This window comes from Paenibacillus sp. ALJ109b (assembly GCF_010747435.1).
GTDB lineage: Bacteria > Bacillota > Bacilli > Paenibacillales > Paenibacillaceae > Paenibacillus > Paenibacillus taichungensis.
Genome location: NZ_JAAIFP010000042.1, coordinates 43,005 through 67,560, shown reverse-complemented (window position 1 = coordinate 67,560; position 24,556 = coordinate 43,005). Strand labels below are relative to the sequence as shown.

Genomic DNA, 24,556 nt, shown 5'->3' with positions numbered 1-24,556 from the left:
GATGCTGATGATGCCGATAGGCATCCTTCGTAATCAAAAGCGGACTTTTTGAACAACCTCTAAAAATATGTTCACATAAGGGAGAGAGAGTACAGTGACAGCATCTATTATTAACGGTAAAGAAGTATCCCAAGAGATCCGCGCAAGCATGACGACAGAAGTAAAACAGCTTAGCGAACAGGGGGTAGTACCTGGGCTGGCTGTTGTGCTCGTCGGGGAAGATCCGGCATCCCAAGTATATGTACGTAATAAAGAAAAAGCATGTCACGATCTCGGTTTCTATTCCGAAGTTCATCGTCTAGATGCAAACACCTCCCAAGAGGATCTGCTCGCGCTGGTGGACAAGCTGAACAAACAGGAATCCATTAACGGCATTTTGGTTCAGCTCCCATTACCGAAGCATATCGAAGAGAAAGCGGTTATCGATGCGATCGCCGTGGACAAAGACGTGGATGGATTCCATCCAGTTAATGTAGGGAACCTCGTCATTGGAGACGATAGTTTGTTGCCATGTACCCCTGCGGGCGTAATTGAGCTAATCAAGCGTACGGGTCTCGAAATGTCAGGCAAACATGCCGTAGTTATCGGACGCAGCAATATTGTCGGTAAACCTGTATCCTTGCTTCTACAACGTGAGAACGCAACGGTAACGATGTGTCATTCCCGTACAGCGAATATGAAAGAGATCACGCGTCAGGCAGACATTCTTGTGGTTGCTATCGGACGTGCAAACTTTGTGGATGCCGATTTCGTCAAACCGGGTGCCGTTGTAATTGATGTTGGGATGAACCGTCTGGATAACGGCAAACTGGCAGGGGATGTGGATTTCGAAAGCGTGAAGACGGTATCTGGTCCAATTACACCCGTTCCTGGTGGCGTTGGTCCAATGACCATTACCATGTTGATGAAAAATACACTGATCGCTGCCAAACGCGCTCACGGATTGGCATAGGTCGCATCTGTGGCAGATCAAAAGATCTACTCCATCAAAGATCTGAACCGATACATCCGGATGAAGCTGGAATCAGATCAGGTACTGTCGGATGTATGGCTGCGCGGAGAGATCTCCAATTTTACACATCACTCCAGCGGTCATATGTATTTTACATTGAAGGACAAGGACAGCCGAATTAAGTCCATTATGTTTGCTTCACATAATCAACGATTGCCCTTTGTACCTAAGGAGGGTGCGAGGGTTATTGCTCGTGGTAATGTCTCGGTGTATGAGCGGGATGGACAATATCAATTCTACGCTACACACATGCAACCGGACGGTATTGGAAGTCTGTACTTGGCCTATGAGCAGCTGAAAAAAAAGCTGGAGGACGAGGGACTGTTCTCTGCATCACGGAAAAGACAGATTCCCCGTTTTCCACAGACGATTGGTGTGGTCACTTCACCTACAGGTGCAGCGGTAAGGGATATCATGATTACATTGCAACGCAGATATCCTTCTGCCCAAGTGATTCTGTATCCTGTACTCGTTCAAGGTAAAGGTGCGGCTCCATCCATTGTGAAGGCCATCAACAACCTGAACCGAATGGGCGAAGCCGATGTGTTGATTGTTGGACGAGGCGGCGGATCACTGGAGGAGTTATGGGCTTTCAATGAGGAGATCGTGGCAAGAGCGATTGTGGGTTCGGCCATTCCTGTGATTTCAGCGGTTGGGCATGAAACGGATTTTACGATTGCCGATTTTGCTGCTGATCTGCGTGCGGCAACGCCTACGGCTGCTGCCGAACTGGCAGTACCCAATCGAGCTGAGCTGCTTGATCAGATCGCTCAGCGTCAGCGTCAGCTGCAGCACAGTTTACGTCAGCGTGCTGTTCATAATCGGGAGCGACTGGCCAGATTGCAACGCTCACCTGTGCTTGTGCATCCTAGACGTACCTTAATGCAGCATACGGAGCGACTGGATATGATGCAGCAGCGTCTTCTGCGAACTGTAGATACACGTATGAAATGGACAACCGAGAAACAGGAGCGTTTGCGTGCAGCGCTGCAACGGTTCAATCCTCGTGAACAGGTGAACGCAGCAAGACGTGAGAATGCATCAGCCCGGCGTCAACTGGAGGTTGCAATCCGATCTATTACGAGAGCGAAGCAGCAGCAGTGGAAATCATCTGTACGTCATCTGGATGCGCTTAGCCCGCTTAAAGTAATGTCGCGTGGATACAGCCTCGTCTATGACGAACAGGAACAACGATTGATCAAATCGATGAAGGATGTACAGCCTGGAGATTCGATAAAGATAAAATTAACAGACGGACAGCTGGACTGTCAGGTTTGGGGAATGAAGGAGGACGACAATACCCATGGCGAATGAACCGGAATTGAATTTTGAAGAGGCAATGGCGGCATTGGAAGACATCGTAGGTCAGCTTGAGCATGGTGATGTTCCACTGGAACAGGCCATCGATTTGTTTCAGCGCGGAATGAAGCTTTCCCAACTTTGTGGTTTGAAGCTGGAACAAGTGGAACGTAAGATCGAGATGATCGTAGAAGAGGATGGGGAACTTCGCAAGAAACCGTTCGGCGCTGCCGTCGACGAAAGCGGTGAAGTCAATGAGTAATCGTCCTTCGTTTGAAACGTATCTTCAGGAAGTTACAGCTGAAGTGACGGGAGAGTTGAAGCTGACTCTTCCTGTTCACTGGGATGTACCTCAGTCACTGGTCGACGCGATGCAGTATTCACTTATGGCCGGGGGCAAACGCCTTCGTCCACTTCTGGTCGTTGCTGCGGCGGAAGCCTTCGGTGCACAGCGTACAGCTGCATTGCCGGTAGCCTGCGCCGTGGAGATGGTTCATACGTATTCGTTGATCCACGATGACCTGCCTGCCATGGATAATGACGACTATCGCAGGGGAAAATTAACGAACCACAAAGTATTTGGTGAAGCGACAGCAATATTGGCTGGCGATGCACTGTTAACGCATGCTTTTTATAGTATTGTTCAGTCTGGTCGTCGCAGCGGAGTGTCTGCAGATGCATTGTTGTCCATTGTGGAGGAGTTGTCCGAACTGGCTGGAGCAAGAGGTATGGTTGGAGGACAAGTGGCTGATATGGAAGGCGAGCAGGGCATGACAGATCTTGCCCAATTGCAATACATTCATCTGCACAAGACTGGAGATTTAATTGTGTTTTCCCTCATTGCCGGCGCTCGTATTGGTGGTGCGACAGAAGGACAGTTGGAGGCACTGCGCGTATTTGGTAGAGACCTGGGGCTAGCTTTCCAGATTCAGGACGATATTCTGGATTTGACGGGTGACGAGCAGAAAATGGGCAAGAAGACGCAAAGCGATGTGAATCAGCAAAAGGTCACATACCCTTATTTTATTGGTATGGATGCCTCTCTTCAAGAGGTGAAGTCCCTGACGCAATCTGCGAAAGATGCACTCGGCAGAGCGAAGTTACCAGACCCTTCCAGACTGATGGAGATTGCAGATTATCTGATGAGTCGAGATCATTAGTTTTTGGTTGAGCATCACTGTTTCAAATCACCCAAAATCGTGTAATCAATTTAATGTGCTTTTTCTGGGCTTCATGAAGAGAGTCTGTCCCAAGTGGAGATAGAAATACATATTGAGGAAGATCATACGAACCTTGCTGGCGAAAATGCTCGTTATCTGGAGTATAGTGCCGTAAATTATGATTCTTGTTCTTTTATGTTATAATGTTTTAATGTCATTTAATAAACTGTGTATATATGGATTACACCAAATCAAACAATCTAGGAAAGCGGGGAGATTCTCGTGCTGCTTCCACAAATTAAACAACCCAGTGATCTAAAGTCGATGTCTCAGGATGATCTCGTTCTTTTGTCGGCAGAGATCCGGCAGTTTCTGATTGAGAAGCTGTCCGTTACAGGGGGCCATCTCGCACCCAACTTAGGAGTGGTTGAGCTCACGGTAGCCCTGCATTACTGCTATAACAGCCCAGTGGACAAAATGATCTTTGATGTAGGGCACCAGGCTTACGTACACAAGGTTCTAACGGGGCGGATGGATCGCTTCGATACACTGCGTCAGCATAATGGCTTGTGCGGATTTGTTAAACGTAACGAGAGTGAACATGATGTATGGGAAGCGGGTCACAGCAGTACATCATTATCTGCTGCGATGGGTATGGCGCTTGCCCGTGATCTCAAGGGTGAAGACAATCAGGTTATCGCGATGATCGGGGATGGAGCGCTTACAGGTGGTATGGCCTTTGAAGCTCTCAATCACATCGGTCATGAGCAGAAAAAGCTGATGGTTATCCTCAATGATAATGAAATGTCCATTGCTCCGAATGTCGGGGCTATGCATAAATATTTGAGCAAAATTCGTTCCGATCGCCATTATTTGAAAGCCAAGGATGACGTGGAAGGAATGCTCAAGAAAATTCCTGCCATCGGGGATCGTTTGGCCAAATCGGCGAGCTGGATTAAAGATAGTGTCAAATACATGATGGTTCCAGGAGTTCTGTTCGAAGAGTTGGGCTTTACTTATTTGGGACCCATTGATGGACACGACATTCCGAAATTGATTGAAACGTTCAAACAGGCTGATAACGTGGATGGACCTGTAATGGTTCATGTGCTGACAACCAAGGGTAAAGGCTATCAGCCAGCTGAGGCCGATTCACACAAATGGCACGGAATTTCTCCGTACAAAATTGAATCAGGTCAAGTTCTTAAAGCTGTAGGCAAACCGATGTATACGGAAGTGTTTGGTAAAACGTTGATTGATCTTGCCAAGCAGGATAAACGAATTGTAGCGGTAACACCAGCCATGCCAACAGGTTCAGGTCTCATTCCTTTCAGTAAGGAATTCCCTGATCGCATGATTGACGTGGGTATTGCCGAACAGCATGCAGCAACCATGTGTGCAGCACTGGCAATGGAAGGGTTGAAGCCGGTATTTGCCGTCTATTCGACGTTTATGCAACGTGCGTATGATCAGATTGTACATGATATTTGTCGTCATAACGCCAATGTTATGTTCGCCATTGACCGTGCCGGATTTGTCGGTCCAGATGGTGAAACGCATCAAGGTGTGTACGATGTGGCGTTTATGCGTCATATTCCGAATATCGTTCTGATGATGCCTAAGGATGAGAATGAATTGCGCCATATGATGAAGACGGCGCTTGAATATAATGAAGGTCCAATTGCTTATCGTTATCCACGAAACAATGTTGTAGGCGTGCCTCTTGATGATGAACTCATTCCGATTCCAATCGGTACATGGGAACAGCTTCGTCCATCTGAAGGTTATGCTATCATCGCTTCGGGATCAATGGTACAGCTTGCTGAAGAAGCTGCAGAGACGGTTAAAAGAGAAGGCATTACGGTTGGCGTAATTAACGCACGCTTCCTTAAGCCGCTTGATGAGCAGATGCTGCGTGATCTGGCAGTTCGAGGCACGAAGTTAATTGTGCTTGAAGAAGCATCCCAAGCAGGCAGTATGGGCAGTGCAGTTCTGGAGTTTTATGCAGAACAAGGGCTGCATGATGTTCATGTGCAACTGTTGGGCATTCCGGATCGATTCATTGAACATGGCAGTATTGAGGATCAAAGAGCTGAAGTGGGACTCACGGTTGAGAATGTGAGTTCGGAGCTGCGCAGTATGGCAGCCCAATCTTCATATGGTATGTCCAGAACTCGGTTCCCTTCATAACTGGAACACATTATTGATTAATTAGGATTACTACATGATAGGAGAAAGACATGTCACTCCCGAAAGAACGAATTGATGTTCTGCTGGTTGAGCAAGGATATTACGAAAGTCGTGAGAAGGCAAAAGCTGCTATCATGGCTGGACTGGTATATGCCAACAATGAGCGGATTGAAAAAGCGGGCATGAAGATTCCAAGGGAAGCCGAACTTAAAGTAAAAGGTTCAGTACATCCCTATGTCGGTAGAGGCGGATTAAAGCTTGAAAAAGCGATCCGTCACTTCGATCTCGATATGAATGGACTTGTGATGCTCGATATCGGTTCATCCACTGGTGGATTTACCGATTGTGCCTTACAACATGGTGCATCTCATGTATATGCCATCGATGTAGGTTATAACCAGCTGGATTGGTCACTCCGTAATGATGAACGGGTAACTGTAATGGAAAGAACCAATTTCCGTTATGTGACTCCCGAAGATCTACATGGACCTGTCCCGAATTTTGCCAGTATCGATGTATCCTTTATTTCGCTGAGGATTATCTTGCCGCCGTTGCTGGCACTTCTAAAGCAACCGGCAGACATTGTAGCGTTAATTAAACCTCAGTTCGAAGCAGGCCGTGAGAAAGTCGGCAAGTCTGGCGTCGTTCGTGATACTAAGGTTCACAAGGACGTTTTGCAGACGATGCTTCGTTTCGCCAATGAGCTTGGATTAAAGCTAAAAGGTTTAACATTCTCGCCGATTACAGGCGGAGAAGGAAATATTGAATTTCTCGCTCACTGGCGTCTGGAAGAACCAGAGGCAACACAACAAGAGAACGTTCAGGCTTCACTTGATGCACTTGCAGATCAAGTTGCAATGGAAGCTGCCCATACTTTTACAGGAAACTCATCATAGGATGAGTTTCTTTTCGCTGGAAAGGTGACATTCTAAAAGGAAATCGGTTGTCGAATCTCGAATATGTCTTCGAGGTGAGCGATGATGGATGGGCAATATGACACAATTGTTATTGGTGTACTTGCTGTCTGCTTGATTTTATGGCTGTTCTTTGGCTTTCGGAATTGGGTTAATCGTCCGATTCCAGTAAGCTTGTCGGGTATGCAACTGAATTTAGAAATTCAGGATTCACCGGCAGTGGATCTGCTTGAAGCGGAAGGATATGAAGTCATCGGAGGTAAAATGAAAATTCCTTTAGCCTTTGAAGCGGATGAATCCGTTTATTACAGCAGGCTTTTCATTGATTATGTAGCAGAGCGAGATGATGAGAGATATCTGGTAAAGACGTCCCGTCGCAGGCAACCTCTTGAACTTACTGGACCCTCCCTGCGAGATCGCTTCCTGTATTATTTATTGTTATATCCCGGCTGTGAAGGGTTGCTGTATGTGGACATGGAGGAATCGGATATCAAGGTAATCAGGCTCATGGATTATCAGGAGGACGTGTACGATGGAGATGATCTGGACTAAGGGTATTTATGAAACCTTAGAGTTGTTTATATAACGAATGACGAATTGCAGGAAGACAAACGTTAAGGAAATTAGAATTAGCCGTTTTATGCAATACATTGAACTTTTAACTGGAGGCATGTATGAAAGGACAACGACACATTAAGATACGTGAAATCATTAGTCAAAACGAAATTGAAACCCAGGATGATCTGGTTGAAGCTTTGCGTAAATCCGGATTTCAGGTGACTCAAGCCACTGTATCACGGGATATTAAGGAGCTTCTTTTAATCAAGATCCCCATGGATGATGGACGATATAAATATTCACTGCCTACAGACCAACGATATAATCCGATTCAGAAACTGAAACGTGCCCTCGTGGACAACTTTTTACACATCGATCATACCAACAATCTGGTCGTGATGAAGTGTTTGCCTGGCACAGCTAACTCCATTGCTGCTTTGCTCGATAATATTGAGTGGACGGAAGTAATGGGCACCATCTGTGGAGATGATACCATACTGATCATCTGCCGGACGGAAAGTAACAGCGTGACCGTAATCGAGCGGATTATGGGTTATATTTCTTAGAATAGAAATGGTTCAAAAACATAATTTCTGAGTGAGTCATCCGGAGGTGTTTTTGCAGATGTTAGTTACATTATCGATTCGTAATCTGGCTGTTGTAGAAGAAGTTGATGTTGTTTTCCACCCGGGTTTCCATGTCTTGTCTGGTGAAACGGGAGCGGGTAAATCGATCATTATTGATGCCTTGGGTCTGATTGCTGGTGGACGAAGCTCTGCCGATCTGATCCGTTATGGATGTGAGAAGGCCGAGATGGAGGCTCTGTTTGAAATGGAGCCAAGCCATCCGGTATGGGAAACGCTGGAGAAGCTTGGCATCCATTGTGAACCGGAGGAGCATCTGGTGATTCGCCGTGAACTGAATACTCAAGGTAAAAGTACATCTCGTATTAATGGCCAATTGGTCAATTTGACGATGCTCCGTGAAGTCGGAGAAAAATTAATTAATATTCACGGCCAGCATGAACATCAAAGTTTGTTGCGCGCAGAAAGCCATCTTGGGCTTCTGGATACATACGGGGCAGCAATCATCGGTCCAGTCAAAACGGAATATCAGGAACGCTACAGTAAATTTATTACTGCGGAAAAAGAACTGCGTGCACTTCAGGAGTCAAGTCAACGTGCGTATCAATTGCTGGATATGTATCGCTTTCAGCTTGAAGAGATTGCAGCTGCTTCTCTAACACAGGGCGAGGATGAATTACTCGGAGAAGAACGGGTCAAACTATCCCATAGTGAGAAAATGATGGACAGTGTTGCTGGCGCATATGATCTGCTTAGCGGTCAACGTGGGTTAGAAGCTGTAAGTATTGCATTGTCACGAATTGAAGATATATCGGGATATGACAGCAAAGGGCTACAGCCTATAGTTGAACAGCTGCAGTCTGCATTTTATCAGTTGGAAGACGCGACTTTTCAGTTGCGTGATTATCGGGAGAAAATTGAATTTAACCCGGGTAGATTGGAAGAAGTGGAACAGCGACTGAATCTGATTTCTGGCCTCAGACGGAAATACGGCGACAGTGTGGAACTTATTTTGAATTATTATGAACAGATTAGCCATGAAACCGATCAGCTGGAGAACAAGGATGAACGTCTGGAGAAGCTGCGTAATGAACGTGACAAATTGCTCAAATTAGTCATGGAATCTGCCGAGGAACTTAGCCGTGTTCGTAAACAATGTGCCGAGGAACTTGCAGCGCAGGTGGAAAGTGAACTTAAGGATTTGCAAATGGAGAGAACGACGTTACGAGTTCAGATTACTCCTTTTGAAGATGCAAAAGGGATTGAATGGAATGGGCGTCGTATTCGTCTTACGCGTCAGGGTGCAGATAATGCGGAATTCCTGATTTCTCCGAATCCAGGTGAGCCTTTACGTCCGCTCGGCAAGATTGCTTCCGGTGGTGAGTTGTCCCGAATGATGCTGGCGATGAAGAGTATTTTCGCACGTCATGACCGGATTCCGGTGTTGATCTTTGACGAGGTGGATACAGGTGTGAGCGGAAGAGCAGCACAATCGATTGCGGAAAAATTATACCGTCTGTCTTCTACTTGCCAAGTTTTCTCTATTACTCACTTGCCACAGGTCGCTTGTATGGCAGATCATCAGTATCTCATCGAAAAGCATGTGTACGATGGGCGCACGATGACACAAGTGGAATCGCTGTCAGACGAAGGCAGAGTGAAGGAATTGGCACGTATGCTGGGCGGTGTGGAAATTACAGAAAAAACGCTGCATCATGCACAGGAAATGTTGAATTTGGCGGAAGCCAAAAAAGGGTGAAACGAGCGGCTGGCGTAATGATTGACAGTAATAAAAGCCTGGGGGCGAGGTTATCTTATAGGTACGCAATTGGCGACCACCTTTCGTCAAGCGAAAGAAGCAAAGGGAGTGTGACAGCCATTGAATTCCCCCCTCAGGAAGAAATTGCTAGGTCTTTTATTTGCCTTCTTTCTATGTGTGATTAGCCAGGCCATTCAGCCTGTGCAAAGTTATGCTTCATTGCCTGATGAACTCCAGGTATTTGCAGGCAGGCAGACTGACGTTCATCTCGCTGTACCGGCTGCTTCAAGCGCTGTTGTGGATCGTCCTGACATCGTCGGTTTTGATGGAAAGGAAACTGCGGTTCACGTAACGAAGCAACAACCTTTGCATCTTCATCCCCAACAAACGGGACATGCCAAATTAACGTTGAAGTTGTGGGGCAAAATTCCGGTAAAAACGGTTAACGTAAACGTGATTCCGGATTTGCGTGTAGTACCCGGGGGACAAACCATTGGCGTCAAAGTAAAATCTGCAGGTATTCTGGTTGTAGGACACCATCTGGTTCGTTCTGGACAAGATGAACGTGTATCACCTGGAGAATCAGCAGGCATCAAGCTTGGAGATCTGATTACCCATATGGACGGCAAACGCCTTGATGGTGTATCGGGTGTAGCTGAAGCTGTTGAGCTCGCAGGTAAGAGCAAAAAAGGAATTGATGTTGTATTAAAACGCGGCAAAGAAACGGTCAAAACCCGTTTGACACCGGCCTATGATGCGGAAGACAAAGCCTGGAGGCTTGGATTGTACATTCGTGACTCCGCCGCAGGAGTAGGAACATTAACCTTCTACGCTCCGGATCAAGGCGTATATGGCGCTCTGGGACATGTCATTACGGATATGAACACGCAGACCTCCATCGTTGTTGGTAGTGGTCAGATTGTTCAGTCCAATGTAACGTCAATCTCTAAGAGTGAATCCGGTGATCCGGGTGAAAAACGAGCTCATTTCCTGAAAGAAAGCAAAATTTTGGGCAATATTGAACGTAATACGGCTTTTGGTATCTTTGGTAAAATGTCCGGAAATCCTGAACATAGTTTGTATTCAAAAGGGATTCCTGTTGCTTTCTCCCATGAAGTAAAAGAAGGTCCTGCAGAAATTCTCACAGTTGTTGAGGGTCAGCAGGTTGAACGTTTCTCAATTGATATAGTTCACGTAGCAGACCAATCCGAACCGGCGACCAAAGGTCTGGTGCTTCGTATCACAGATCCGAAGCTGCTGGATAAGACCGGAGGCATTGTACAAGGGATGAGTGGTAGCCCCATTGTTCAAAACGGAAAACTGATTGGTGCCGTGACGCATGTGTTCGTCAATGATCCTAAATCAGGTTATGGCTGCTTCATTGAGTGGATGTTACAAGATGCAGGAGTCATGATGAAAAAGGATAATGCAAAAAACCTTAAGGCGGGTTAACCTCCTTAAGGTTTTTTTGTCGAATGTAAACATATAATATCGGATAATGAAATAAATTATTTATTATATAGCAATGAGAAAAAAAAATAAAGAAAAATAATTTTCGACAGAAGGAATTTCCTCCCCTGTGTCGAAAATTTAACCTGTAAGGAAATGTACGAAACGATGTTTAAATTAAAGGAGGATACCGTTTTGCAAAAAATTGAGGTATTGCTGGCCGATGATAATCGTGAATTTACGAATTTGCTTGCCGAATATATATCCGAACAGGAAGATATGGAAGTAACCGGAATTGCTTACAATGGAGAAGAAGTGCTGCAGTTGCTGGAGCAGACTCGCGATGTACCGGATGTACTCATTCTGGATATTATTATGCCTCACCTGGATGGACTGGGTGTACTGGAGCGTCTGCGCAACCTGAATCTGTCTCCACAGCCCAAAGTCATTATGCTTACGGCTTTCGGACAAGAGAATATCACGCAGCGTGCCGTGCAACTCGGAGCTTCTTATTACATCCTGAAACCGTTTGACATGGAAGTGCTCGCGAATCGTGTACGTCAACTGGTTGGCACGCAAACCACGATCTCCACAGGTGGTGGTGGCGGTTCATCGATGTTTATGAACAAGTCCAATGTGGTGCCGATGGGTAAACACAAAAATTTGGATGCAAGCATTACGTCCATCATACATGAAATCGGCGTTCCTGCGCATATTAAAGGATATCAGTATTTACGCGAAGCCATCACTATGGTGTATAACAATATCGAAATTTTGGGTGCTATCACGAAAACCCTGTATCCAGCGATTGCCGAAAAGTTCAAAACAACGCCGTCTCGCGTCGAACGTGCCATCCGTCATGCCATTGAAGTGGCTTGGACACGTGGCAACATCGACAGCATCAGCCATCTGTTTGGCTATACAATCAATATCAGCAAGTCGAAACCGACGAATTCGGAATTCATCGCGATGGTTGCTGACAAGCTGAGAATTGAGCATAAGGTATCCTGAAAGGATCAGGAATGATACAGAACAATTCTTGATTACTGATGTATGAGCAGATTGAACTTTATGATCTAACATAAATAATGCAACCAAAAAAAACCGTTACAATCGGGCTTAAATAGCCTTTTTGTAACGGTTTTTTATACATGTAGGAGGCGTTTGTAACCTCTACTCCTGTTATAATGAAATAAATTTTTATGCTTAAAAGAAGTGCAAAGGAGATAGAATCTACTGAATAAAATTGAAATTTCACAACTAATCTTCTCTAAGTATCATGAAGCAGATAATTTGATGAGTTATTTTGGTCAAGAAATAGTTCTTATTGATAATTTAAAAAAATATTCAGATGAACAATGGTTAAGTTAGAGTGAAGAAATACTAACTATTGATTTTGATGGCTGGTCAGCGAATGTCACTTTTACTAAAAACGGTTCTTATCATAGTGACAGCTTAGATTTCTTCTTTTCTACAAATGATGCTCATAAGTATAATATTGGATTTTATGAAGATCTGCAGCGCTTCATTCTTAGCAGTGGAATAAATGTGAACCAATTTGACATCACCTCTGTCATCTGGTCAAACCCGGATGTCAAGAGAAGTGTTGGATGGAGCAGAGGAAGCATTTGCTTGAATTCCTTGAATTTTTCCTAGGTCTTTATCATTCTGCATAAAATTGGAAATCTTCGATTTGTTTTCAGCCTTATTTTCTTTATTTACTTCCTGATCTTCATCTGCATGAGATGGTGGAGTAGAATGGATAGCTTCTGTTGGTACCGGTTGGTTGATTTCTTTTAATTTTTCCCCGATGGACTGATCAACCTTTCGGATTTGAGAATCAATCTCTTGAACCATCTCACGCTTCATTTGAAAAACAGTTTGTTCAGCGTTCTCCAGCATCATCGACTTGCCCATGTCGTTTCCTGTGTCATTATCGAGAACGATCCGGTCGAAGCGGGTTTCTCCTTCTAGTGTTTGAATGGACCCGTGCATGCGATCACGCAAACCAACCAGTTTGCCTAACTGATCATAAGTCTGGCTATGTTTGATTAGATGACCCATTGCCGGAGCCTGATTTTCGCCAGAGAGCTCAGACGGTTGCGGCTCCTGTTGCTTAGGTTGCTCAGACTGCTTCAATTTATTTTTTTCTTGAATTTCCTCGCTTTTGATTTGAGCGATTTGATTATCGACCTGTTGGATGAAACTCGTTATAGATTTAACGCGTTCCGCCTTGATTTTGGAGTCCAACTGATCATTAGATTTGACAGATTGCAGTTCTTCATTGAGCCTGATTTTTTGTTTCATAAGTCCCTGAATTTCCTTATCTCTGCTGGAGACTTGGCTCTCTGGGGTGAAGCTGCTTTTGGAGGCAGGTGAAATTGAATTCATGGTCTTTTCCCCTTCTTCGTTATATCGTGGATATACTTACATATATCGGATGTTACGAGAAGCGAATGAAGATATGCTGGCGAATAAGTTCACTTTCACTTCTGTGTTGCTTACTTGCTAATAATAATTGATAATGGTTATCAATAAGTGAAGGACTGTTTACTCAATCTATTTAGACGGAGTTGGGTTAATGAAATGTGGAATAACTATTACATACTCTGGAACTATGCTGCTGTGAGTATTGCGGATATACGTTATATGGATTTAGGGCCAACTGAGGAGCTAACATATAAATTTCCTGCGAGCACGTTTGTATTCACCATCCAGGGTAAAGCCTATGTAACCATAAACGACCAGAAGCATGAAGTGAGTCGTTTTTATGTTCTTCATGGTGGAAAGGGAAGCGTGCTGCATATTGAAGCTGGACAATCCGGACTGAATCTGTTTTACCTTATGTACAAAGCAAGTCTGCCAAGTGGAGGAAGAACCGATTTGGGCAACATGATGGAGCGCATGAATCCATTTCAGCTAACCTATGGTTTTGCCCCCAAGTCACCAGTTGTGCTGTATGAGCAAGTAAAACAGATACACACTTTATGGAATCAAAAGAACCCCATACATCATTTTCAGGCAAAGAGCCTGTTTTACCCTTTTGTAGAGAAGGTATCAGCACAAATTCCTCATGCTGCAACTCGCTATTCCGTTACGGATCAGGTCAGTAAAGTCATTGAAATTGTGGAATCCTCTTATGCTGAGCCGTTGACGTTGCATGTTTTGGCAGAGAAGGTTGGCAGCAGTCCCAGAAGTCTGTCCCGCAAGTTCAAGCAGGCCACGGGTTATAGTCCAATCGACTATTTGATTCAGTTCCGTTTGTTCAAGGCCAAGGAGATGCTGCTGCATACCGACGCTACATTGGATGAGATTGCAGCAGGTATCGGTTATCCGGACGGATATTATCTGGGACGTATGTTCAAAAAACATACAGGCCTTTCTCCGCTTCAGTTCAAGGAGAAAACATCTGGACCCCTAAAATGGCCTGATCTGACATCGACCTTGGCGCGAAATGACATTTCCAGTGGAAGAGCTGGAAGGTATGTTTATAACGATGATGATAATCATTATCAATATAAACACGGAGGGTCATTGTACATGAATAGACAGACAAGAACGGGAATGCTGCTTAGTATTTTATTAAGTCTCATTTTACTGCTGAGTGCCTGCTCGCCAGGGGCAATTAGTAATTCTGGGGGAGAAACATCCGGAAGCAAAGGGACTTCGAGTGCTACCAGCACAGTAACGGCAGATAGCCAATCAAACAATTCCGAGCCTCGGATCATCTCGACGGTTAAGGGAGATATCACGGTCCCGGCTGAACCCAAGCGAATTGTGGTTGATTTATATTTGGGAAGCCTGATTGCCTTGGGAATCAAACCAGTCGGTACACCGGAAATGAATCTGAAGAATCCCTATTTTATCAAATCACTTGAGGGCGTAGAAAATATTGGTGAATACGAAACCATTTCTCTTGAAAAGGTGTTGGAACTTCAACCAGACCTGATTGTCACAGGTGATCCTGATTTGTTTGATTCTTTTAGCAAAATTGCGCCTACGCTTGTTGTTCCTTATGGTGAGTTGAAAAATACCCATGAAGAGATCGCTTATTTCGGTAAAGCGTTGAACAAAGAAAAAGAGGCTGAGTCATGGTTGGCCGATTACGACGGACGAATTGCGGACGCCAAGAAGCGTGTAAGTGAAGCAATCGATGCAGATGCAGAAGTATCAGTTATGCAATTTTACGATAAAGCACCATTAGCCTTTGGTGATAATTTTGGGCGTGGAGGTCAGGCAGTGTACAGTGCTCTCGGATTGAATCCTCCAGCAGACAAAAAAGTGATATTAATGAAAGATCAGCTTGTTGAAGTTTCGTCCGAATCCATACCCGAATTTGCTGGTGATTACATTATTCTTACGGCAGAGAACCTGACTGTAGAGGAATTGAAATCTAAGCCGGTATGGAGTTCGCTTGATGCCGTTAAGAATGATCGTGTGTTTATCTGGAGTCCGGATCGTTCATGGTACTTTGACCCTATTGCAACGTTGGATCAGACGGAGGAATTGGCAGCTTGGTTCACGAAAACATCGGATCAAAAGTAAATCTTTCGGATCATTGGTTGGTGAAATTGAGTCCTGGTCAAAATACAGTTGATAATGAAAATTATTATCATCTATAATGAAGGAATAATAGTGAACCACTATAACGCTTCGGTTAAGGATGGTTTGCAGAATAATGATCTTGTACAAGGTCTTTGTTCCTGGTGAGACTGGGATTGGAGAGTAATCGATGCAATTAAACGAACAGATGCATAGCTGGAATCACGCGGCTGTTAAAATTCTGGATATACGCCGGATCGTCATGGAGGCAGGGGAGATACAGGAATCCTATTTGCTTCCGGCAAACGCTTTTATATACAGCATTCGGGGTGCAGCTCAACTTAAATTGGATGGGAAAACACACGAAGCACAGCGATTCTGTATTCTGCATGGTGGTAAAGGGTCATCACTGGATATTCGGGTGAGCGAAAGGTTTGAATATTATTTGCTGTTCTACAGGGCATTCCTTGCGTTCCCAACTCATCGTAAATCATGGCGGTTATCACAACCTCCTCAGGTTCAGGTTGCTCCGTTCTCTTTGCAATATGGGTTTACGCCGAGCAATCCTCTTGCTATATTGCGCTATTTTGGTGAACTGGAGAAAGCGTGGGATCAGGCGAGCAGACTGGACTTGCTGCAAGTGAAAAGTTTGTTCTACCAATTCATTCATGAGCTGTTGTTTCAATTGGCAGAGCAGGAGGTCAGAACAGTGCTTCCAGACCCTATTGAGCAAACACTTCGCTACATTCAGCAACATTATAGGGAACAGGTGACTCTGGATTTTCTGGCTGAACAATTCAACTACAGCTCCCGTCATTTATCTATGCAATTTAAACGAAAGACAGGACACAGCCCGATTGATTATCTCATTCAAACGAGACTGACCAAGGCTCGGAATCTGCTTGTGCGATCCGATGCAACCCTGCGAGAAATCGCGGCAGAAGTGGGATACACGGATGTGTATTATTTCAGCCGTATTTTCAAAAAGCATGTGGGCCTATCCCCCACACTCTATCAGCGGAAAATAAGAGACCAGACCTTGGCAGAGGATCATCCATTACAATTCTCCGAATCGTCCATTGGCTGGAGATGGAAGCGAGGATATATTGATTATGAGAATCATTATCAATATATAGACGGAGGGTCTACATCAATGAAAAGAAGAAAAACAAGCTCCAGCATGATTTTGGTTGCACTTTTAAGCATCACAATGCTTTTATCGGCATGCTCAACTGGCTCTGCAACAACAACAGCTACGGGGGAAGGCACGAATACGAACTCATCTACGAGCACAGCCGCATCTTCATCATCAGATTCAGGTAGTCAAACGAACAATGAAAATGGAACACGCACGGTCTCCACGGTTAAAGGTGATGTTGTTGTCCCGGCAAATCCTAAACGGGTGGTTGTACTTTATCTTCAAGGAGATGTTGTAGCGCTTGGAATTAAGCCTATTGCGACGTCTGACGTATTTGATGGGGCTGCATATAAAAATGAGCTTGAAGGTGTAAATTCACTAGGCACCTGGTTTGAACCAAACCCTGAGGCTGTCATTGATCTGGACCCGGATTTGATCATTGTTCCTTCAGAAGAGACTTACACGCTATTAAAAGATATTGCACCAACGGTGTATGTCCCATATGAGAAAATGACAACGGAAGAAAGACTTCATAGTATCGCTAGCATTTTCGGCAAAGAACAGGAAGCAGACGTTTTAATCGACAATCTTAACAGTAAAGTTGAAGAGAGCAAGAAAACACTTGCTGATGCAGGCATACTGGACAAAACGGCCTCCATCGTCGAGGGTGGACTGAAAGAGATGGTCATTGTAGAAAGTAAGCAGTACGGCCGAGGATCTCAGGCTATATACGAGTACTTGGAAATGAAAGCACCTGAAGCGGTCCAGAAAAAAATTGACGTCGTTTCTGACGCGGCAGGTTCGACCTTGTCTATGGAAGTTCTTCCTGAATATATGGGAGACTACGTATTTCGTTCAGTATATGAAGGCGCAGATAACCTTAACGATAACCCAATTTGGAATAGCATACCCGCTATCAAAGAAGGCCGTCTAATCGAAATTGACTTTGATTTCTTCTATTACTCGGATATCTATTCCATCAACAAGCAAATCGATTTCGTTGTCGAGCATCTATTGGCAGCTTCCAAAGTTAAGTAATCAACAAATAAATAACCGATGGTAGTTTTGTATAAGAAATGTTTGAATTTTAGCCATTGTAATTTGATAAGTTTCCCATTAGACTAGGAAAAGAGTGATAATGAGAATCGATATCAAATAGTCGAGTGCTTTGGATCGAACTGATGGAGGTAACTACATGGATCAGCATTTGGAATTATATGATGTAACAATTATCGGCGGGGGACCTGCCGGCATGTATTCTGCATTTTACAGCGGGATGCGTGATATGAAGACCAAGTTGATTGAGGCGCGGGATAGATTGGGTGGTCGCATGCTCTTTTATCCAGAGAAAATGATCTGGGACGTTGGCGGCGTCACTCCGATTCTGTGTGAAAATTTGATTAAACAGCTGGAAGAACAGGCGAGAACGTTTGAGCCAACGATTGTGTTTGAACAGCAAATTGAAGGATTCGAGCGTCAGCCTGATGGCACGATTCTGCTGACATCGAATACAGGAGAACAACACTGGACACGTACCGTCATATTGGCGATCGGGTATGGTATATATAAAATGGCGAAGCTGGAGCTTGAAGGCGCTGACCGTTATGAGGTTACCAATCTTCACTATACAGTACAGGAGCTGGAACCTTTCCGTGGCAAACGGGTACTGATCTCTGGTGGGGGTGACTCCGCTGTCGATTGGGCCAATGAGCTTGAAGTACTGGCAGAGCAAGTGACGGTTGTGCATCGTCGTGACCGCTTTGGCGGATTGGAGCGCAATGTACTGCGGATGAGAGAATCCTCAGTAGATATTCGTACACCATACGCCGTTGATACCCTACATAGTCAAAGTGGGGAGATCATCGAACAGGTGACGATATCCCATGTTGAGACAGGTGAGAGAGAAGTTCTTGATGTGGATGCGATTATCGTTAACCACGGCATGAAGAGTGATTTTGGCCCGATCCGGGATTGGGGACTTGATCTTGGTGAATGGCATGTCACTACAACTGAGAAGCTGCAAACAAATATTCCAGGCGTCTTCGCTGCAGGAGACTTTGTAGATTACGGAAGTAAACTGTATCTGATTGCTGGTACATTTACGGATGCTGCCCTCGCGGTAAACAGTGCAAAACTGTATATGGATCCTGAGGCGGATAAAGTTGCCTATGTGTCTTCCCATAACAGCCGTTTCAAGGAGAAAAATAAAGCACTTGGTGTTGTGGAAGAATAGAATCTCTTCATATAAACTTCAACTCCAAGTTCAAAACAAACGAAGTAGTTCTGGTTAATGCCGGAACTGCTTTTTTTTGTTTCCATTTTCGGTATGAACCTTCTCAAATTGCACATCATAGAACAGGCACCGGAATTGAACATGCATCATCAACTGTCTATAATGAGCCTTAGAAGTGAGGAGAAACATCAAGAAACGTCAAACAGATTAGAGTGGAGTGCAGAATATGAAAAAAGAATCTCAACGTATATCCACATTCATTCATCGGTGGTTCAAAGGCCCTGAGAAAAAATGGATCAAATGGTCGGAAGTTTATCTCGCTGTTGCTGGAAAAATGCACCGACTATTGGTGGAAGGAAGGCGCGCACGTTCAGCGGCCAGAAGACTGCATCAGGATTTGCCCATTACCGCTTTAGGCCAGATGAAGCTGGAGCCGGGAGATATTTTATATACACCAAGTTCAGAATCGACCTATTACGCCGGGCATATGGGGATTATTGGACTCGACGGTAAAGTGTATCACGTACATCCTTATGGACCTGTTTTTGCCGATTCGTTGGATTGGTACATCACCCGCTTTTATGAGGGAGATCGTTTCATTGTGTTTCGTTCCCGTTTGAATCAGGCTGGAGTGAAGGCAGCGCAGTGGGTACAGGATCATTACAAGCAGGTGAAATTTTATCGATTGCAGACAAATCTGCGCAGCATTGAACGAAACTATTGTTCCAAATTTATATATCAGGCGTACCAATTTACAACTGGACTTGATCTGTGGAGTCGAAAGTTTGTGAAGTTGAATCAGGGATATATCTATCCGTTTCGAATTGAGCGCTCACCTGAGCTGGAGGTTCTTGGAACGTTTTATAAATAAGGCAAGTTAACCGACGGAAGTTCCTTTCTCCTACAAGAGGTTTGAGGCAGGTTCTGTCGGTTTTTTTTGTATGCGTAGAGATCAAAAACAGGAAAAAGGCTCAAAACGTCGAATAGATTATGAGATAGGCATGCACAACTTGGAATCGTATACATAACCAATGCAGGATCAATTTTTGCCCAAGCATAAGCAATTTACCCCCTAGAAGGCAAACAAGGAAGAGAGAGAAAGAGATGAAATGGCTGAACTTTGTGCGCAGGTTCAAATCAAACTCAAACGTAGTAAAACTATCCGATTACACTCCCAGGAAGGAAAGGAGGCAATATTGTTCCATCTGTAGTAAAAAAGTGAAGTCCATCGTGCATTATGCGACTTCCCAGGGAAATGTTACAGGTGTATGCAGTTCTTGTAAATCAGTGGCGGAACATCGAGGAATGTTACCCATTTAATAAGGAAGAGATACGCTCAGGAAATAACATTGCTTTGATTTATGAGCGTTTTTGTAGTACATTAGCAAATGTATTCGAAGGAGGATTCTAATGTACTCAGGTAGACAAGACGATACTTTATACATCATGACCTACACCTTAAACAGCGGTATCAAGGGTACGGTTCCACTGTCAAATAAGCAGATTATTGAGTGGCTGGATTGCTACAGAAATGAGAAGCGCTTCGTGACCGAAATCGGCAAGGAGTTTTTTGGATTGAATGCAGGATTGGTAGCAGATTTTAAAGTTCAGAATCATTTATCGGATTATCAGCAGACAATTATGCCTACACAGCAGCAGGATAACATGGAACGTTTGTCCAGCGCATATAAATCAACCGAGTTATTAATGAAGATTGATTGCAAATGTGGCACGGCATATGTTACGGAATCTCCATATAAGCGCACCAAATGGTACTGCACCAAGTGCAAAGAAATCGTATTTTTGGATGCCAAAAAAGGAATGGTAGAAACGTCGCGTGGCGACGCTTACTACATGACCAACAAATATTTTGTTTCCCGGGACTAGCGGGAGATGACGAATGGGAAGCATCGCTGTGAGGCGGTGCTTTTTTGTATATAAAAAGTGTCCAAGACGAGTTGAGGAAGGGTATATTAAGGGCATGCTGGTAAAAAGGAGTTATAATAAAAAAAGCCCACAGGGGCTTTTTTTGAAATCTCAGGAAACCTGTAGCAGCAGATACCGCCGATCAGAACCTATAGATTGATCATTGAATAACTGAGACAGCTCAGCATTCAACTTTGTGAGGAGGAATGAAGCAGCAGCGACAGCGCGGCTCATACGCTTCTGAATCGCCAATCATGACGACTGGTCCAAGCGTCACAGGCTCTCCATTAACGATACGCTGGGTGAAAGCCGCATCCGGGCTTCCGCATACGGCACAGAATGCCGACAGTTTCTCAATGTCATCCGCCATAGCGAGCAAACCGCCTACATATCCAAATTCCTTGCCACGGTAATCCATATTCAGTCCATCCACAATGACATGTTTGCCACAGTAGGCTAGCTCGGAGACCAGTTCCATGATGGCACTGCTGAAAAATTGTACTTCATCAAATGCAACAACATCAGCATCTTTGGTCTGAGTCAGGATCATCTCTACGGATTCCGGGGTCAATTGCCGGGGAATGGAATGGGCAGGCAGACGATAGCCGATACGGCTAACTATCTCGTCTTGGGCAAACCGATCATCTTCGGCTGGTTTGTAGGCAACGACCTTTTTACGGCCAAATTGAATTAATTTCTGACAACGGCGAATGAGTTCACCGGATTTTTCACTAAACATAGGTCCTGTAATTACGGTAATTCGTCCTGTTTGCACAGTTCTGCTACTCCTCTCACATACGGGATTCAACAAAAAAAAGCGACCATTACAGAGTACCACAAAATCTTTAGTAAGAGCCAGAACTAATCTGATCAGCTTTGTGTTACTATATGGATTGTTAAGCTGTTGGTTACGGCAGTGTAGTGCAAAGCCAGGAGCGATTGAAAAGAGGTGTTAACGATGAGTGAAGCATTATCCGAATTACAAGAGCGATATGAACGTTTGAAAGGACAGTCAGTCCTTGACGAAGCTGCGCAGGCGTTGTTTGCAGACTTGTTCGCTGAAGCGGAGCGGCTGCAAGCCAGTAATCTGACGTTGCGCAGAACGATTCTGAAGTCCTCTTCGAAAGAGTCGCGCATGTCTACCAAGCTGCGGGATGCATTATACGAATAACCCGGAGACTACTCCGGGTTCTCTTCTGTCTGCAATTTGCGGGGAAATAGAATGCCTGCTGTAATTCTGGCAATCATGGCGAAGGTGAGGCCGATACCTGCAAACATATAGATGACAGTAAATGCCTTGCCGAATCCGGTCGATGGTACAAAATCCGGATGTCCCACTGTCGTTAGAGTTACTGCGCAGAAATAGAGGGCATCAATCCAGTGCAGTCCTTCAACGCGAGTATAAAATAACGTGCCCGAGAGAAGTGTCGCCGCAGTTAATACAAACAGAGCCAGGAACTTCTGGTCCTTGAAGGCATGGAAAATGCCTTTAAGCAATCTTTTTAGCGTAATGATAAACGAAACCATGTTGATCCATCCTGTCTATGGAAGAGTGGGCATTGTGCATATTCAAGATGCTAACACTGAATTTATGCAAAATACGTGTTTGAATAAATAAGCATTATACCTGATCGAGTACCGTATATAAAGGCAGATGTAAGGCTAGGATGTTGAAATGTTGCGGAGCCAGAAAAAATGACAAAAAGCCCGGACTCAGGAAGTCCTACCGGGCGTCTCTGCTTTGTCGGCTGAGGGTGTGTTTTTTGAACGAAAACGGGGTCCTACATAATTACGCTTGCGGTCACGGAACAGAATCCAGCCTCCCAGAAAACTCATGCCTGCGGCGAACAGGACAAGTCCTCCACCAAAGGAGAGCCATTGAAATCCTGGTGAGATCTGCTCGTTCCCATGCTCGGCATAATACAGGAAAAGGGCGTCCTTCATCATTAGAAAACCCTTCATTGCCATTAACCCGGGAATGACCAGAACAATAATCGCCACGAATCGTGCAAAGATCAGTCTAGTATTCATCACCATTAAACTCCTTCTGCCTGAGGTTGACGTAAAATAAAGGTTGCGCTTACAGGTCATACCTGATTCCATCATAGCTTGGTTTTCAGAAGCTGTCCATGCGTTTCGGGGTCAAATTTTGAGTTGACTGCTTAAGGGGAGTACAATGGAATATAGGTAACGTCTATGAAAAAGAGATTCATTCGAATCATCATCTTACAAATATATTGAAATTGTATTGAAATTATATGGATAGAGGAGAACATTAAAGATGCCAATTACATGTGATGTTGCCATTCTTGGAGGAGGAACGGGAGGGTATGTTGCTGCCATCCGTGCCGCACAGTTAGGAAAACAGGTTGTTATTATCGAGAAGGATAAGCTGGGAGGCACCTGTCTGCATCGTGGCTGTATTCCGAGCAAGGCGTTGCTACGAAGTGCGGAAGTGTACGCTGAGATACAAGAGAGCGAAATGTATGGGATTGAAACAGCTGGAGCAACACTTGTATTTCCTAAGGTTCAGGCGCGCAAGGATGCAATTGTGGAGCAGCTTCATCAAGGTGTGCAGTATTTAATGAAAAAAAATAAAATTCAGGTCGTACACGCCAAAGGGCGTGTGATCGGACCTTCCATTTTCTCCCCTCAGAGCGGTGCAGTGGCTGTCGAGTTTGAAGATGGCGAGATGGATACGGTTGTGCCAACCAACCTCATTATTGCTACCGGGTCTCGCCCACGGGTACTGCCAGGTCTTGAGCCAGACGGCCGATACATCATGAGCAGTGATGAGGCTTTGCGAATGGATGAATTACCAGCATCTCTGATCATTGTTGGTGGTGGCGTAATTGGCCTCGAATGGGCCTCCATGCTGAATGATTTTGGCGTAGAAATTACAGTTGTTGAAGCCGCTGCTCATGTATTGCCAGCAGAGGATGAAGATATAGCGAAAGAAATGCAGAGATTGCTTGGGAAACGCGGTGTTCGCTTCCTAACAGGCGCTAGCGTTCTGACAGAGACATATAGCATACAGAAAGACGGAATTCAGATTGATGTCAAGCTGGGGGACGAGAAGCAAGAGACCCTGAAAGCGGACAAGATGCTGGTGTCGGTTGGTCGCCAGGCCAATGTCGAAAATATCGGACTCGAAAATACAGATATCAAACTCGAACGCGGATTTATTGCCGTGAATCAACATCTTCAAACGGGTGAGGGACACATTTATGCAATCGGCGATGTCATCGGCGGATTACAGCTAGCACATGCAGCGAGTCATGAAGGCATTTTGGCAGTGAATCATCTGGCGGGTGAAACGGTACATGCCGTCGAATCACATCGAATTCCGCGCTGTGTCTATACTCGTCCGGAAGCAGCGAGTATCGGATTCACGGAGCGCGAGGCCAAAGAGCGTGGTTATGAAACGAAGACAGGCAAGTTCCCGTTCCAGGCGATTGGAAAATCTTTGGTTCATGGAAGTCGGGATGGATTCGTGAAGGTAATCGCGGATGCCAAGACGAATGATATATTGGGAGTACATATGATCGGTACCCATGTGACGGAACTGATCGCAGAAGCCTCTTTGGCTCAAATGCTGGATGCCACACCTTGGGAAGTGGGACAGACGATCCATCCTCACCCAACTTTGTCGGAAATCATGGGTGAAGCCATGTTGGCAGTAGACGGAAAATCGATTGGAATGTAAGCCGGACAGGCTTATGAGAATGGTCCTTTCCTTTTTTGGGCAAATGGGATTATAATAAGGTTAAGCCAAGTCTTAGTACCAGGTTA

At 44.9% G+C, this 24,556-nt stretch carries 22 protein-coding genes; 18 read left to right on the top strand and 4 right to left on the bottom strand.

From position 1 onward, the window contains the following. The first annotated feature begins 94 nt into the window (after nucleotides 1-94). From folD to spo0A, 11 genes are all read left to right on the top strand, one after another. Complete coding sequence (gene folD / locus G3352_RS30475; RefSeq protein ID WP_163761680.1) at nucleotides 95-952, top strand: bifunctional methylenetetrahydrofolate dehydrogenase/methenyltetrahydrofolate cyclohydrolase FolD; 858 nt, start codon at nucleotides 95-97, stop codon at nucleotides 950-952. Between the two features lie 9 nt (nucleotides 953-961). Beyond that, complete coding sequence (gene xseA / locus G3352_RS30470; protein ID WP_163761679.1) at nucleotides 962-2,326, top strand: exodeoxyribonuclease VII large subunit; 1,365 nt, start codon at nucleotides 962-964, stop codon at nucleotides 2,324-2,326. Continuing rightward, nucleotides 2,316-2,573, top strand: a complete 258-nt coding sequence (xseB, locus tag G3352_RS30465; RefSeq protein ID WP_063565703.1) for an exodeoxyribonuclease VII small subunit — start codon at nucleotides 2,316-2,318, stop codon at nucleotides 2,571-2,573. Before xseA ends, xseB begins: the two co-directional genes overlap by 11 nt. Further along, nucleotides 2,566-3,471, top strand: coding sequence for a polyprenyl synthetase family protein (locus tag G3352_RS30460; RefSeq protein WP_163761678.1), 906 nt, complete (start codon nucleotides 2,566-2,568; stop codon nucleotides 3,469-3,471). The genes xseB and G3352_RS30460 overlap by 8 nt, the downstream gene beginning before the upstream one ends. Nucleotides 3,472-3,753: 282 nt before the next feature. After that, on the top strand, nucleotides 3,754-5,661 hold the full coding sequence (gene dxs / locus G3352_RS30455; RefSeq protein WP_163761677.1) for a 1-deoxy-D-xylulose-5-phosphate synthase: 1,908 nt from the start codon (nucleotides 3,754-3,756) through the stop codon (nucleotides 5,659-5,661). 50 nt (nucleotides 5,662-5,711) lie between these two features. Then, on the top strand, nucleotides 5,712-6,557 hold the full coding sequence (locus G3352_RS30450; RefSeq protein WP_091001512.1) for a TlyA family RNA methyltransferase: 846 nt from the start codon (nucleotides 5,712-5,714) through the stop codon (nucleotides 6,555-6,557). An 81-nt stretch (nucleotides 6,558-6,638) separates the two neighbouring features. Then, the gene (locus G3352_RS30445; RefSeq protein ID WP_240343296.1) at nucleotides 6,639-7,127 is read left to right on the top strand and encodes a hypothetical protein; all 489 of its coding nucleotides are present in this window, start codon (nucleotides 6,639-6,641) and stop codon (nucleotides 7,125-7,127) included. A gap of 122 nt (nucleotides 7,128-7,249) precedes the next feature. After that, on the top strand, nucleotides 7,250-7,699 hold the full coding sequence (gene ahrC, locus G3352_RS30440) for a transcriptional regulator AhrC/ArgR (protein WP_063565708.1): 450 nt from the start codon (nucleotides 7,250-7,252) through the stop codon (nucleotides 7,697-7,699). Nucleotides 7,700-7,757: 58 nt separating this feature from the next. After that, nucleotides 7,758-9,476 carry a DNA repair protein RecN gene (gene recN, locus G3352_RS30435; protein ID WP_076291886.1) on the top strand — a complete coding sequence of 573 codons (1,719 nt, stop codon included), beginning with the start codon at nucleotides 7,758-7,760 and terminating at the stop codon, nucleotides 9,474-9,476. 120 nt (nucleotides 9,477-9,596) lie between these two features. Next, entirely contained in the window at nucleotides 9,597-10,928 is a 1,332-nt protein-coding gene (gene spoIVB / locus G3352_RS30430; RefSeq protein ID WP_163761676.1) for a SpoIVB peptidase, read from the top strand. 192 nt (nucleotides 10,929-11,120) lie between these two features. Beyond that, nucleotides 11,121-11,936: a sporulation transcription factor Spo0A gene (spo0A, locus tag G3352_RS30425; protein ID WP_076291888.1), complete on the top strand. Its 816-nt coding sequence runs from the start codon at nucleotides 11,121-11,123 to the stop codon at nucleotides 11,934-11,936. Nucleotides 11,937-12,506: 570 nt separating this feature from the next. Here spo0A and G3352_RS30420 read toward each other — a convergent pair. Then, nucleotides 12,507-13,316: a hypothetical protein gene (locus G3352_RS30420; protein WP_163761675.1), complete on the bottom strand. Its 810-nt coding sequence runs from the start codon at nucleotides 13,314-13,316 to the stop codon at nucleotides 12,507-12,509. A 195-nt stretch (nucleotides 13,317-13,511) separates the two neighbouring features. Between G3352_RS30420 and G3352_RS30415 the strand changes: the two genes are divergently transcribed. The 5 genes from G3352_RS30415 (at nucleotide 13,512) to G3352_RS30395 (ending at nucleotide 20,725) form a co-directional block, all read left to right on the top strand. After that, a complete protein-coding gene (locus tag G3352_RS30415; RefSeq protein WP_163761674.1) occupies nucleotides 13,512-15,470 on the top strand; it encodes an AraC family transcriptional regulator in 1,959 nt (652 codons plus the stop codon). Nucleotides 15,471-15,657: 187 nt separating this feature from the next. After that, entirely contained in the window at nucleotides 15,658-17,643 is a 1,986-nt protein-coding gene (locus G3352_RS30410; RefSeq protein ID WP_163761673.1) for an AraC family transcriptional regulator, read from the top strand. A 157-nt stretch (nucleotides 17,644-17,800) separates the two neighbouring features. Then, nucleotides 17,801-18,838, top strand: coding sequence for an NAD(P)/FAD-dependent oxidoreductase (locus G3352_RS30405; protein WP_163761672.1), 1,038 nt, complete (start codon nucleotides 17,801-17,803; stop codon nucleotides 18,836-18,838). A gap of 226 nt (nucleotides 18,839-19,064) precedes the next feature. Continuing rightward, on the top strand, nucleotides 19,065-19,709 hold the full coding sequence (locus tag G3352_RS30400; RefSeq protein ID WP_163761671.1) for a hypothetical protein: 645 nt from the start codon (nucleotides 19,065-19,067) through the stop codon (nucleotides 19,707-19,709). A gap of 539 nt (nucleotides 19,710-20,248) precedes the next feature. Continuing rightward, entirely contained in the window at nucleotides 20,249-20,725 is a 477-nt protein-coding gene (locus G3352_RS30395; RefSeq protein WP_024630975.1) for a hypothetical protein, read from the top strand. 220 nt (nucleotides 20,726-20,945) lie between these two features. On the opposite strand, the gene G3352_RS30390 is transcribed toward G3352_RS30395, so the two are convergent. Beyond that, nucleotides 20,946-21,539 (bottom strand): thymidine kinase, encoded by a 594-nt coding sequence (locus tag G3352_RS30390; protein WP_024630974.1) that lies wholly within the window; start codon nucleotides 21,537-21,539, stop codon nucleotides 20,946-20,948. A 183-nt stretch (nucleotides 21,540-21,722) separates the two neighbouring features. Here G3352_RS30390 and G3352_RS30385 point away from each other — a divergent pair, with 183 nt between their 5' ends. Then, entirely contained in the window at nucleotides 21,723-21,935 is a 213-nt protein-coding gene (locus G3352_RS30385) for a hypothetical protein (RefSeq protein ID WP_064636776.1), read from the top strand. 8 nt (nucleotides 21,936-21,943) lie between these two features. Here G3352_RS30385 and G3352_RS30380 read toward each other — a convergent pair whose 3' ends face one another. Together G3352_RS30380 and G3352_RS30375 are read right to left on the bottom strand one after the other, a co-directional pair. Further along, the gene (locus G3352_RS30380) at nucleotides 21,944-22,291 is read right to left on the bottom strand and encodes a potassium channel family protein (protein WP_024630972.1); all 348 of its coding nucleotides are present in this window, start codon (nucleotides 22,289-22,291) and stop codon (nucleotides 21,944-21,946) included. Between the two features lie 186 nt (nucleotides 22,292-22,477). Continuing rightward, nucleotides 22,478-22,801 carry a DUF2627 domain-containing protein gene (locus tag G3352_RS30375; RefSeq protein ID WP_163761670.1) on the bottom strand — a complete coding sequence of 108 codons (324 nt, stop codon included), beginning with the start codon at nucleotides 22,799-22,801 and terminating at the stop codon, nucleotides 22,478-22,480. 244 nt (nucleotides 22,802-23,045) lie between these two features. Here G3352_RS30375 and lpdA point away from each other — a divergent pair, with 244 nt between their 5' ends. Next, nucleotides 23,046-24,470, top strand: a complete 1,425-nt coding sequence (gene lpdA / locus G3352_RS30370) for a dihydrolipoyl dehydrogenase (RefSeq protein WP_163761669.1) — start codon at nucleotides 23,046-23,048, stop codon at nucleotides 24,468-24,470. The last annotated feature ends 86 nt before the right edge of the window (nucleotides 24,471-24,556 follow it).

What these genes read in the sequence shown, in the direction of transcription:
- G3352_RS30415 (WP_163761674.1), top strand. Translation starts at nt 13,512, where the DNA reads ATGTGGAATAACTATTACATACTCTGGAACTATGCTGCTGTGAGTATT.
- G3352_RS30460 (WP_163761678.1), top strand. Translation starts at nt 2,566, where the DNA reads ATGAGTAATCGTCCTTCGTTTGAAACGTATCTTCAGGAAGTTACAGCT.
- G3352_RS30420 (WP_163761675.1), bottom strand. Translation starts at nt 13,316, where the DNA reads ATGAATTCAATTTCACCTGCCTCCAAAAGCAGCTTCACCCCAGAGAGC.
- G3352_RS30405 (WP_163761672.1), top strand. Translation starts at nt 17,801, where the DNA reads ATGGATCAGCATTTGGAATTATATGATGTAACAATTATCGGCGGGGGA.
- xseB (WP_063565703.1), top strand. Translation starts at nt 2,316, where the DNA reads ATGGCGAATGAACCGGAATTGAATTTTGAAGAGGCAATGGCGGCATTG.
- lpdA (WP_163761669.1), top strand. Translation starts at nt 23,046, where the DNA reads ATGCCAATTACATGTGATGTTGCCATTCTTGGAGGAGGAACGGGAGGG.
- G3352_RS30400 (WP_163761671.1), top strand. Translation starts at nt 19,065, where the DNA reads ATGAAAAAAGAATCTCAACGTATATCCACATTCATTCATCGGTGGTTC.
- G3352_RS30395 (WP_024630975.1), top strand. Translation starts at nt 20,249, where the DNA reads ATGTACTCAGGTAGACAAGACGATACTTTATACATCATGACCTACACC.
- G3352_RS30445 (WP_240343296.1), top strand. Translation starts at nt 6,639, where the DNA reads ATGATGGATGGGCAATATGACACAATTGTTATTGGTGTACTTGCTGTC.
- G3352_RS30410 (WP_163761673.1), top strand. Translation starts at nt 15,658, where the DNA reads ATGCAATTAAACGAACAGATGCATAGCTGGAATCACGCGGCTGTTAAA.
- G3352_RS30380 (WP_024630972.1), bottom strand. Translation starts at nt 22,291, where the DNA reads ATGGTTTCGTTTATCATTACGCTAAAAAGATTGCTTAAAGGCATTTTC.
- recN (WP_076291886.1), top strand. Translation starts at nt 7,758, where the DNA reads ATGTTAGTTACATTATCGATTCGTAATCTGGCTGTTGTAGAAGAAGTT.
- ahrC (WP_063565708.1), top strand. Translation starts at nt 7,250, where the DNA reads ATGAAAGGACAACGACACATTAAGATACGTGAAATCATTAGTCAAAAC.
- G3352_RS30375 (WP_163761670.1), bottom strand. Translation starts at nt 22,801, where the DNA reads ATGGTGATGAATACTAGACTGATCTTTGCACGATTCGTGGCGATTATT.
- G3352_RS30385 (WP_064636776.1), top strand. Translation starts at nt 21,723, where the DNA reads ATGAGTGAAGCATTATCCGAATTACAAGAGCGATATGAACGTTTGAAA.
- G3352_RS30450 (WP_091001512.1), top strand. Translation starts at nt 5,712, where the DNA reads ATGTCACTCCCGAAAGAACGAATTGATGTTCTGCTGGTTGAGCAAGGA.